The organism is Variovorax sp. 20P10.2.4 (genome assembly GCF_058244205.1).
This window is the reverse complement of sequence record NZ_JBZAYE010000217.1, coordinates 1-10,661: the sequence shown is the minus strand read 5'-3', so window position 1 is coordinate 10,661 and position 10,661 is coordinate 1. Positions and strand designations below refer to the sequence as shown.

Annotated in this window: 11 protein-coding genes; 3 read left to right on the top strand and 8 right to left on the bottom strand. The window is 71.2% G+C overall.

Annotation, left to right across the window (positions count from 1 at the left end; all coding sequences use genetic code 11):
• Together AC27VN_RS20265 and AC27VN_RS20260 are read right to left on the bottom strand one after the other, a co-directional pair.
• On the bottom strand, window positions 1-1,277 hold a 1,277-nt coding region (locus AC27VN_RS20265; protein WP_490877666.1), incomplete at its 3' end, for an FAD-dependent oxidoreductase.
• A gap of 59 nt (window positions 1,278-1,336) precedes the next feature.
• Window positions 1,337-2,296, bottom strand: coding sequence for an MBL fold metallo-hydrolase (locus AC27VN_RS20260; protein WP_057593181.1), 960 nt, complete (start codon window positions 2,294-2,296; stop codon window positions 1,337-1,339).
• Between the two features lie 131 nt (window positions 2,297-2,427).
• Here AC27VN_RS20260 and AC27VN_RS20255 point away from each other — a divergent pair, with 131 nt between their 5' ends.
• From AC27VN_RS20255 to AC27VN_RS20245, 3 genes are read left to right on the top strand one after another with little or no spacing between them, the layout of a single operon-like run.
• Window positions 2,428-3,261 carry an IclR family transcriptional regulator gene (locus AC27VN_RS20255; protein ID WP_057593182.1) on the top strand — a complete coding sequence of 278 codons (834 nt, stop codon included), beginning with the start codon at window positions 2,428-2,430 and terminating at the stop codon, window positions 3,259-3,261.
• Window positions 3,262-3,275: 14 nt separating this feature from the next.
• Window positions 3,276-4,796: a serine hydrolase domain-containing protein gene (locus AC27VN_RS20250; protein ID WP_490877665.1), complete on the top strand. Its 1,521-nt coding sequence runs from the start codon at window positions 3,276-3,278 to the stop codon at window positions 4,794-4,796.
• Complete coding sequence (locus AC27VN_RS20245; protein WP_490877664.1) at window positions 4,793-5,821, top strand: alginate O-acetyltransferase AlgX-related protein; 1,029 nt, start codon at window positions 4,793-4,795, stop codon at window positions 5,819-5,821. Before AC27VN_RS20250 ends, AC27VN_RS20245 begins: the two co-directional genes overlap by 4 nt.
• A gap of 14 nt (window positions 5,822-5,835) precedes the next feature.
• Here AC27VN_RS20245 and AC27VN_RS20240 read toward each other — a convergent pair whose 3' ends face one another.
• From AC27VN_RS20240 to AC27VN_RS20215, 6 genes are all read right to left on the bottom strand, one after another.
• Window positions 5,836-6,057 (bottom strand): hypothetical protein, encoded by a 222-nt coding sequence (locus tag AC27VN_RS20240; RefSeq protein ID WP_057593185.1) that lies wholly within the window; start codon window positions 6,055-6,057, stop codon window positions 5,836-5,838.
• 55 nt (window positions 6,058-6,112) lie between these two features.
• Entirely contained in the window at window positions 6,113-6,775 is a 663-nt protein-coding gene (locus AC27VN_RS20235; RefSeq protein WP_296780432.1) for an ABC-type transport auxiliary lipoprotein family protein, read from the bottom strand.
• Between the two features lie 33 nt (window positions 6,776-6,808).
• A complete protein-coding gene (locus AC27VN_RS20230) occupies window positions 6,809-7,780 on the bottom strand; it encodes an MlaD family protein (protein ID WP_296780435.1) in 972 nt (323 codons plus the stop codon).
• A gap of 3 nt (window positions 7,781-7,783) precedes the next feature.
• Complete coding sequence (locus tag AC27VN_RS20225) at window positions 7,784-8,638, bottom strand: ABC transporter ATP-binding protein (RefSeq protein WP_490877663.1); 855 nt, start codon at window positions 8,636-8,638, stop codon at window positions 7,784-7,786.
• Window positions 8,635-9,807, bottom strand: a complete 1,173-nt coding sequence (locus AC27VN_RS20220) for an MlaE family ABC transporter permease (RefSeq protein WP_490877662.1) — start codon at window positions 9,805-9,807, stop codon at window positions 8,635-8,637. Before AC27VN_RS20220 ends, AC27VN_RS20225 begins: the two co-directional genes overlap by 4 nt.
• 220 nt (window positions 9,808-10,027) lie before the next feature.
• A partial coding sequence (locus AC27VN_RS20215) for a substrate-binding domain-containing protein (RefSeq protein ID WP_490877661.1) occupies window positions 10,028-10,661 on the bottom strand: 634 nt, incomplete at its 5' end.

Sequence of the window (10,661 nt, the reverse complement as noted above, 5' to 3'; positions counted from 1 at the left end):
CCGCGCAGCACCGAGGGCACCGACAGCCGGCCGCTGTTGACCAGCGTGCGCGCGAAGGCGTGCCGCCGCGTCAGCGCCAGCACCGCGTCGCGGAACAGCCGGCTGACCTCGCTCTTGGGCGTGATGAAGTCGGTGGCGCGGGTGGAGTTGCGGATGTTCTCGTCGGCCGCGTACTCGCGCTCGCCGGCATAGCTGTCGAGCAGCGCATCGGGCGCCTCGCCGCGCACCACGGCGGCCAGCTTCCAGGCCAGGTTGTCGGCGTCCTGCACGCCCGAGTTGGCGCCGCGCGCGCCGAACGGCGACACGCCGTGCGCCGAGTCGCCCGCGAACAGCACGCGGCCGTGGCGGAAGCTGTCCATGCGCTGGCAGGCGAAGGTGTAGACGCTGGCCCAGCCGATCTCGAACTGCACGCCCGCATGGCCGATGCTGTCGAGCAGCGCGCGCACGCGCGGCACGATGCGCTCGGGCTTGCGCTCCTCCACCGGGTCGGCCTCCCAGCCGAGCTGGAAGTCGATGCGCCACATGCCGTCGGCCTGCTTGTGCAGCAGCACGCTCTGGCCCGGATGGAAGGGCGGGTCGAACCAGAAGCGGCGCTCGGTCGGCAGCTGCGCGTCCATCGTGATGTCGGCGATCAGGAAGCGGTCGCGGAACACGCGGCCCTTCGATTCCTGGCCCAGCAGCTGACGCAGGTTCGAGCGCGAGCCGTCGCAGGCGCTCACGTAGTCGGCGGCCAGGCGGTACTCGCCCTCTGGCGTTTCCACGGTCAGCGTCGCGCCCTCGGCGTCCTGCGCGATGCCGGTGACCTTGTTGTTCCAGCGGATGTCGATCAGCGGCAGCTGCGCCGCGCGCTCGGCCAGGTAGCCCTCGACGTAGTACTGCTGCAGGTTGATGAAGGCCGGGCGCTCGTGGCCGGGCTCGGGCAGCAGGTCGAAGCGGTAGACCTGCTCGTCGTGGAAGTAGACCTTGCCGATGTTCCACGACACGCCCTTGTCGACCATGCGGTCGCCGCAGCCCAGCCGGTCGAAGACCTCGAGCGTGCGCTTGGCGAAGCAGATCGCGCGCGATCCGGTCGACAGCGTGTTGTCGTTGTCGAGCAGCACCACCGGCACCTGGCGCAGCGCGAGGTCGATGGCCAGCGCCAGGCCCACGGGGCCGGCGCCGACCACCACCACCGGGTGGCGCGCGGGCGGGGCCGCGTCCTGGTCGGGGTGGCGGCGGTAGTCGAAGCGCAGGCTCTGGTAGTCGACCTGCGCGGCTTCGGTGGCGAGTGCGTTCACGTCCGTTGTCTCCGTCTCTTCTGTCCTGCCGCTCCCTCGGCGGGGAGGGAGCGCCCGTCTCAGCCTTCGAGCGCCTTCCACATCTCCACGTCGCGCTCGGCCGTCCACACGCGCGGGTCGACATGGCCCGAGGCCTCGTCGTAGGCGCGGCTCACGTCGAAGGGCATGCAGTGGTCGAAGATCACCCACTGGCTGTACTTGGGCTTGAGCTTCTCGTAGGTGTCCTTGTAGACCGCGTTCAGGTCGCGCCCGGCCTTCACGCCTTCCTGCACGCTGGCGTAGACGTCGGCGATGAAGTCGCGCGTACCCGTCAGGCCCTCGGCCACGGCCTCGGGCGTGGTCAGCGCGGCGCCGCGGCCCGGCACCAGCGCGGCGGGCTTGAGGGCGGCGACGTTATCCAGCGTCTGCGGCCAGTCCTTGAAATAGGCGTCGCCGGCGTACGGCGTGGCGCCGAACTCGACCAGGTCGCCCGAGAGCAGCGCGCGTTCCTGCGGCAGCCAGACCACGGTGTCGCCCTTGGTGTGGCCGCGGCCGAGCTGCAGCAGCTGCACCTCGAGCTTGCCGAGCCACAGGGTCATCTTGCCGGTGAAGGTCATGGTGGGCCAGGTCAGGCCCGGCGGCACGGTCTCGACGTTCTGGAACAGGCGCGGGAAGCGGCCGATCTCGCTGGCCTTGTCCTGCTCGCCGCGCTCGACGATCAGGTCGCGCGTGTCCTGGCTGGCCAGGATGTGCTCGGCACCGTAGCCGGCCGCGCCCAGCACGCGCACCGCGTGGTAGTGCGTGAGCACCACGTACTTGATCGGCTTGTCGGTCACTTCGCGGATGCGGCGCACCACGTCGGCCGCCATCGCGGGCGTGGCCTGGGTGTCGGCCACCAGCACGCAGTCGTCGCCGATCACGATGCCGGTGTTCGGGTCGCCCTCGGCGGTGTAGGCCCAGGCGTGTTCCGAGATCTGGCTGAAGGTGACCTTCTTCTCTTCCATGTCGGCCTGGCTGGCGAATTTCTTGGCTTGGCTCATCGTGTGTCTCCGGTGGAGTGTTCGGGGGTGGGGTGGCGGGTGGTTGAAATTCGTTTAGGGCGAACGAATTTGCAGTTAACGAATTTGCGCGAGTGTAAGCCGCGAATCGCTTCATGTCTAATCCCCACTCCATGAACGAAGCACAACCTGACGCCGACCGCGCCCAGCGCGGCATCCAGAGCATCGAGGTCGGCGGCCAGCTGCTGCGCGCGCTGGTGCACCACGGCCGGCCGATGGCGCTCAAGGACCTGGCGCGCGAGGCCGACATGACGCCCGCCAAGGCCCATCCCTACATGGTGAGCTTCGGCCGGCTGGGGCTGATCGAGCAGGACCGCGCGAGCGGCCACTATCTGCTCGGCCCGCTGGCGCTGCAACTGGGCCTGATCAGCCTGCAGCAGGCCGACCCGGTGCACATCGCGACCCCGGCCATCGCCCAGCTCGCGCAGCAGACCGGCCACACCATCGCGCTGGCGGTCTGGGGCGCGCGCGGCGCGACCATCGTGCGCACCGCCGAATCGCCCTCGCCGGTGCACGTCAACATGCGCCACGGCACGGTGTTCTCGCTGACCAACACGGCCTCGGGCCGGGTGTTCGCGGCCTACCTCGATGCCGAGCGCGTGCGCGAACTGCTCGAGGCCGAGCGCCTGCGCCAGAAGCAGCGCAAGGCCGAGCCCGCGCCGCCGGCCGGCATGCCGCCGGTGCAGCCGCTGCCCTCGTGGGCCGATTTCGAGCGCCAGCTGCAGGAGGTGCGCGCGCACGGCATCAGCCGCTCCGACGGCGAGGTGATCGAGGGCGTGAGCGCCATGGCCGCGCCGGTGTTCGACCACACGGGCGCGATCGTGCTCGCGATCACCGCCATCGGCCCGGCCGGCATCTTCGACACGACATGGGACGGCGCCATCGGCACCGCGCTCAAGGGCTGCGCGGACGCGGTGTCGCAGCGGCTGGGGGCGAGCCGCCGATGAACGCGTCGCACGCCATGGCCACGGGCCTCCAGGCCCTCTCGCTGTCCGTCTCCCTCGCCTTCGCCGGCGCTGCCGCAGCGGCCGACGACGGCCCCTGGCCCACCGCCGGCTGGACCGTCGCCACGCCCGCCTCGCAGGGCATGGACCCGGCCGAACTCGCGCGGCTGGTCGAGCTCGGCGCCACCCACCAGCTCGACAGCCTGCTGGTGGTGCGCCACGGCCGCATCGTGGTGGAGGCCTACTACGCGCCGTTCCGCCCCGGCCTGCGCCACGCGGTCAACTCGGTCACCAAGGCCGTGGTCGGCACGCTCGCGGGCATCGCGATCGAGGACGGCCGGCTGCGCCTCGACGACCCGGTGTTCGACAACGCCACCGATCCCCAACGCGGCGCGGTCACGGTCGCGCACCTGCTCGACATGACCTCGGGCATCGACTGGACCGAGCCGCTCAACGACCGCGGCAAGCCGGTCTCGCTGATCGAGATGGAGCGTGCGCGCGACTGGGTTGCCTACGTGCGCGGCCGCCCGATGGCGCAGGCGCCCGGCGCCGGCTTCAACTACAACAGCGGCAACTCGCAGCTGCTGTCGGCCCTGCTCGCGCGGCGCACCGGCGGCGACCTGCAGGCCTACGCCACCGAGCGCCTGTTCAAGCCGCTGGGCATCGCCGATCTGCGCTGGCGCCAGGACCCCCAGGGGGTGCCCGTCGGCGGCTTCGGCCTGGCGCTGCAGCCGCGCGACATGGCGAAGATCGGCCAGCTCTACCTGCGCGGCGGCCGCTGGGAAGACCGCCAGCTGGTGCCGGCCGCCTGGGTCGCGAAGAACCTCGCGGCCACGGTCGAGATGAAGGACCTCGGCACGCCGGGCTTCTTCTACGCCAACGGCTGGTGGACCCTGCCCGCGCGCCGCATCTACATGGCCATGGGCCACAACGGCCAGGGCATCGTGGTGCTGCCCGAGGCCGACGCGGTGGCGGTGTTCACGAGCACGCGCGCGGCGCCGGTGCCTCTGCTGATCGAGCGCATCCTGCGGTCGGTCAAGGCCGGCGGCGCCGTCGCCGACGATGCCGCGGCCCAGGCCGCGCTCGAGGCCGCGGTGGCGAGGGCCACGGCCGAGAAGCCCTCCGAGGTCGGCCCGGTGCCCGACGCGGCGCAGCGCCTCGCGGGCCGCACCTGGCGCTTCGGCACCAATCCGATCGGGCTGCGCAGCCTGCGGCTCGAGCTCGATCCCGCGAACCCGCGCTACGAGGTCGTGACCGCCGCGCGCCGCCCCGGCGGCGCCGACGAGCGCTTCACCGCGCCGATCGGCCTCGACGGCCTGTTCCGCACCAGCCCCGAGGGCGGCCCGATGCCGGTGGTCGCCACCCGGGGCCGCTGGAGCGATGCGCGCAGCTTCGACGTGGAGGCACGCATCCTCGGCGAACCGCTGCGCACCCGCTACCTGCTGCGGCTGCGCGAAGATGGCGCCGAGGGCATCGACCTCGTCTTTTCCAACTCCTATGGCTTCCAGGCCGAGATGCGCGGGGAGACCGCGCCATGACAATGAATTCTTCCTTCGCCAGGCTGTGGCTCTGGATCTTCGGCATCGGTTACGCCGTGTTCGTCGGGCTGCTGCTGCAGACCCTCTTCACGCCCGCGCCCTATGGCGACCTCGCGCGCATCGGGCGCATCTCCGACCACGACTTCGGCTGGCGCATCGACCCGCCGCGGGTCGACCCGGCGCTGCTGCGCGGCACGCCGGTCGCACAGGCCGACATCCTGGTCGTCGGCGACAGCTTCTCGGCCACGCACCGCTGGCAGTCGCAGCTTGCCAAGGCCGGCTACAGCGTCGCCACCACCTACTGGCAGGACATCGACGAGACGCTGTGCGACGACTTCGACCACTGGCTCGAAGCCGGCGGCTTTCGCGGCAAGCTGGTGATCATCGAGAGCGTGGAGCGGATCGTCGATTTCCGCCTCGAGCGCTCGCGGGACTGCCGGCAGATGAAGAAGCCGCTGGTCGCCAAGCCCGAGGTGCCGTCGCCGCCGCTCGACCACGTGCCGGGCTTCGCGCTCAACTGGGAGGGCCAGATCTACGCCGGCTTCCTCACGCAGCGCTGCACGCGCGCGGCCATCGCCGGCAAGAAGCGCAGCGGCTGCGACCAGCAGACGCATGCGCGCGCCGTGGCCGACGGCTGCGCGCTGTTCAGCAATCGGCGCTGCGAGATGGCGCTGTTCCTGGCCCAGGACGAGGCCAGCCGCGAACTCACGGCCGCGCATGCGGCGCAGCTGCAGGCCTTCGGCCAGGCCCGGGGCACGGTGCCGATTCTCTGGATGATGGTGCCCGACAAGACCACCACCTACCTCAAGCCCGCGCATTCGCGGGACTTCGTGAAGGCCTTCGGCGACGCCGGGCTCGGTCCCGACCTGTTCGCGTTCGCGCAGCAGCAGAAGACCGCGATGCGCGACTTCTACATGCCCAACGACACCCACATCTCGATGCAGGGGCAACTGGTGCTGGGCGACCGCATGGTGCAGGCAGTGAAGGAGAAGCTGGCCGCGCCGGCAGCACCGCGCGGGGGCTGAGTCCGCGAGGCCGTTCAGCCCTTGCGGCCGCCGAACAGCACCAGCACCCCGCCCACCACGATCGCCGCGACGCCGGCCCAGGCCGGGAAGTTGACGGTCTGCTTCTCCTTGACCGACAGCTCGATCGGCCCGAGCTTGGCCTGGTGCGTCTCGCGCGTGAAGCTGAAGCCGCCGAGGCCCAGCCCGGCGATGCCGGCGACGATCAGGATGATGCCGACGATGCGGGTGGCGTTCATGGTGCGTGTCTCCGTCCGTGGGCCGATGCGGGGTGCCGCGGCTGGCGGCAGCTTACTACCGCGGCTGCTGCTGTTGCTGCTGGTCCACCCACTGCACGATCTCGGCGATCGCCGCGTCGCTGGCCGCGGCCAGCGCCTTCACGCCGCCCGGTGCATCGGCGCTCGGCGCGGGCCGGCGCACGGTGATCAGCTTCTGGCCCATCACGCGGTCGCCGCCGGTGCCGCTGCGCACGAGCGTGACGCGCAGCCGCACCAGGCCCACGCTCGCGCCGGGCGAATCGAAGTAGTGGCTGAACTCGTCGAGCGACAGGCGCAGCGTGTCGGGCACGCGGCCCTCGGCGCGCGCGATGGTCGCGCTCTCCTCGGGGCCGAGCACGGTGCGGCGCTCGGCCAGCGTGTCGCGCAGCCGCTGGCGCAGCAGCTGCGCGGGCGACAGGCTCCAGCGCGACTGGCCGTAGGGCTTGAGTTCGTTGGCGTCGGCATAGCCGAGCCGGTAGAGGATCTGCGTGCCGTCGAGCCGCGGATTGGCCTCGATCTCGGGCAGCGCGATCATGGCCTGCGCCGCCGGCGCGCTGCTCGCCTGCTGCGCCGCCATCGGTCCGGGACCGAAGTCGTAGAGCGTGGCGCGCTGGGGCTTGTCGGGCAGCGCGCCGCAGCCGGCCAGCAGCAGCGCGAGGCCAAGGCCGAGAGCGAGAAGGGGATGCGTGGCGTTCTTCATGGTCGTTGTCCTGCCATCGTGGATGCCGCGGCCTCAGGGCCTGGCGCCGTTGCCGCTCGCGGCCGGCGGCGTGAAGCCCGGCTCGCCCGGTCCGGCCGCCGCGCCGCCGTTGCCGAACAGCAGCGATTGCGGGTTGTCGTTGATGCTGTCGGCCGCGCGGCCCAGCCGGCGCACCGCGTGCGAGGTGTCGTCGGCCACGCGGTTCACGCGCGGCAGCGTGGCGGCGTTGAAGGAGTCGACCGCCTGCGCCAGCGCCTTGGTGCCGTCGCCCAGCCGCTGCACCGGACCGTCGGGCGCGTTGAGCCGGGTCACGGTGCCGTTGAAGTTGTTCGCCACGCGCGAGACGTCGCCCGCGGCCTTCTTCACCGAATCGAGCGTGTCGGGCAGCCGTTGCAGCACGGGGGCGACGCCGGTCTTCACGGTGCCGTCGAGGCGCAGCATCAGCTGGTTGGCGCTCGAGGTCGCGGCCGCGATGTTCTCGAGCGCGTCGGCCACGCGCTTCTGGTTGTCGTCGTTGAGCAGGCGGTTGGCGCGCTTCGTCACTTCCTCGACCTGGTTGATGATCGCCTCGCCGCGGTCCTGCAGCTGGGCCAGCATCGAGGGCTTGAGCGGGATGCGCGGCGGATCGCCGTTGTCGGGCTTGAGCGCCACGTTCGATTCGCCCTTGTCGTCCAGCGCGATGAAGGCCAGGCCGGTCACGCCCTGGTAGCTCAGCGTGGCGAAGCTCGAGGTGGTCAGCGGCACGCGCTCGTCGACCGTGATGCGCACGCGCACGTTGCCCTTCACCTTGGGGTCGAAGTCGATCAGCGTCACCTTGCCGACCGCGATGCCGCGGTAGCGCACCATCGCCTGCGGCTGCAGGCCGCTGACCGCGTCGCGCGTGGAGAGCTCGTAGATGTTGCGCACGGTGTTGTCGCGCGTGAACCAGACCACCAGCCCGACGAGCACGGCGAGCAGGCCGAGCACGAAGGCACCGGCGGCGAGGGCATGGGCTTTGTTTTCCATGGACTACCTTTCGGCGCCGCCGGCCTCGGGCCGCGGCGCATGTCGTTCGGGGGCGGGTCGGTCGTGCAGCGCCTCCAGGGCGCGTTGGCCGCGCCCACCGAGAAAGTACTCGTGGATGAAGGGATGCGGGTAGGCGATCACCTCGCGCGCGGTGCCGCTGGCGATGACCTTCTGGTCGGCCAGCACCGCGATGCGGGTGCTCAGGTCGAACAGCGTGTCGAGGTCGTGCGTGACCATCACCACCGTGAGGCCGAGCTCGCGGTGCAGCCCGCGCAGCAGGTCGCAGAAGCTGTCGGAGGCCTCGGGGTCGAGGCCGGCCGTGGGTTCGTCGAGCAGCAGCAGCGGCGGGTCCATGATCAGCGCGCGCGCCAGCGCCACGCGCTTGATCATGCCGCCCGACAGGTCGGCCGGGCTGCGGTTCGCATGGCGCGGCTCCAGGCCCACCATCTGCAGCTTGACCAGCGCCGCGTTGCGGATCAGCTCGTCGGGCAGCAGCTTGAGCTCGCGCAGCGGAAAGGCGATGTTCTCGAGCACGCTGAAGGCCGAGAACAGCGCGCCGTGCTGGAACAGCATGCCGACGTTGGCCGCGCCCGCCGCGCTGAGTTCGCCGGGCGCCTGGCCCAGCACCTCGACCGTGCCCTTCGAGGGCTTCTCGAGCCCGAGGATCTGGCGCAGCAGCACCGTCTTGCCGGTGCCCGAGCCGCCGACCAGCGACAGCACCTCGCCGCGCTCGATGCGCAGGTCGAGGTCACGGTGCACCACCTGCTCGCCGTCGGTGTTCTTGAACACGGTCCACAGGCGGCGGATGTCGACCACGGTCTCGGGCGCGGCGGAAGAGGGCGTGGCCTGCGTGTTCATCCGCGGAACCCGATGCCCTTGAACAGCACGGCGAACAGCGCGTCGACCAGGATCACCGCGGTGATCGAGGTCACGACCGACGAGGTGGTGCCGCGCCCCAGGCTCTCGGTGTTGGGCTTGACCTTCATGCCGAAGTAGCAGCCGATCAGCGCGATCAGGATGCCGAACACTGCCGACTTGGCGGTGGCCAGCCAGAGGTTGGCGATCGGCACCGCGCGCGGCAGCGCCGAGAGGAAATAGGCCGGCGAGATGTCGAGCGCCGCGTCGGCCGCGAGCATGCCGCCCAAGAGCGCCGCCATCGAGGTCCACAGGCTGATCAGCGGCATCGCGATGGCGAGTGCCAGCACGCGCGGCATCACCAGCCGGAAGCCGTGCGGGATGCCCATCACGCGCATCGCGTCGAGCTCCTCGGTCACGCGCATCACGCCGATCTGCGCCGTGATCGCCGAGCCCGAGCGGCCCGCGATCAGCACCGCCGCCAGCACCGGCCCGAGCTCGCGCACCAGCGACAGGCCGAGGATGTTGACCACGAAGGTCTCGGCGCCGTACTGGCGCAGCTGCTGCGAGATCAGGTAGGCCAGCACCACGCCGATCAGCAGCCCGACCAGCGCCGTGATGTGCAGCGCCGTCGCGCCGAACTGGTAGAGGTGGCCCGAGAAGTCGCGCCAGGGCCCGCGGTGCGGTGCCGCCAGCAGCCGGCCGACGTCGATCGTGAGCTGGCCGATCAGGCCGACGAAGTCGCGCGTCACGCCCATCGCGCGCGGGCCGTTGTGCGAGAAGTCGCGCAGCCGCTCGACCAGCGTCTTCGGCGGTTCCTCGGGCGTGCCTACGGTGTATTGCGCCACCTGGTCGAGCACCGCCTTGTGCTGCGGCGCCAGCTCGAGCGTGGCGGGCCAGTCGTGGCGCCAGCGCTCCCACAGCAGTTGCGCGCCGATGTGGTCGAGCTGCGCGATCGGGCGCAGGTCCCAGGCCGCGTCGTCCTGCTTCGGCAGCGCGTCCAGGCTCTTCGCGAGCGCCTGCCAGTCGGAGGCCGAGGACATCGCCAGCGTGGTCCAGCGGCCGCTTGCCACGATCCAGCGCTTGCCGTCCTGTTCGCGCGACTCGATGCGGGGTGTCGCGGCGACGTCGGCTGCAGCGGGGCTGTCGGCAGGCGGCGTGGTGGAGGGCATGGTCCGGGGGAGCGGGTGGGAAGAGGAGGAGGAAGAAGGCGGAAAGAGGCGCGGGACGAACCAAAGGTTTCAAAATGCAGCGCGCATCGTAACCGTAGGCCCCGGGGCGCCATGTGCGACCGAACCCTCGATTACGTAGGGAAGCACGCCGTTTTTCCTGAGGCCTTTCTTAACTTTTCGTGAGACCGATCGGGGCGCGCAGCGGGTCATCCGTACCTTCTCAGCTCCAGGCGCGGGTCAGCGCATCCCAGGCACTCGCGATCACCGGCTCGTTGCGCCGCGCCGCCAGCGACACGAAGCGCAGCGCGCAGTCGAGCTGCACCCGGTCGGCCAGCACCAGGCCGTGGGCCTGGCTCTCGCGGATCGCGATCGAGTCGCGCAGCAGGCTCAGGCCCACGCCCGACTTCAGCAGGTCGAGCATCGAGGCCTCCTGGTCGACCAGCGCCACGCGGCGCGGCGCCAGCCCCAGCGGCCCGAACACGCGCTCGAGCAGCCGGTGGTGCGCCGACTCGGGCGGCGTCCCGAGCCAGGGCAGCGCCGCCAGTGCCTTCCAGTCGCGCCCCGTCACCTGCGGCCCCCAGCCAGCCGGCGCCACCACGCGGTAGGTGAAGCGCGTGAGGGTGCGCGCGGCCAGCGCGGCATCGCCGCCGGCCGCATCGCCTTCCGCATCGAGATGGAAGCCCACGTCGAGTTCGCCGCGCAGCACCTGTGCCAGCACCGTGCCGCTCATGCCGTGGCGCAGCTCGGTCTCGATCTGCGGCGCCGACTCGACCAGCTCGCGCAGGAACATGCCCAGGCGCGTGAATTCGGGATCGAGGATGGTGCCGATGCGCAGCGCGCCGCGCACCGTCGAC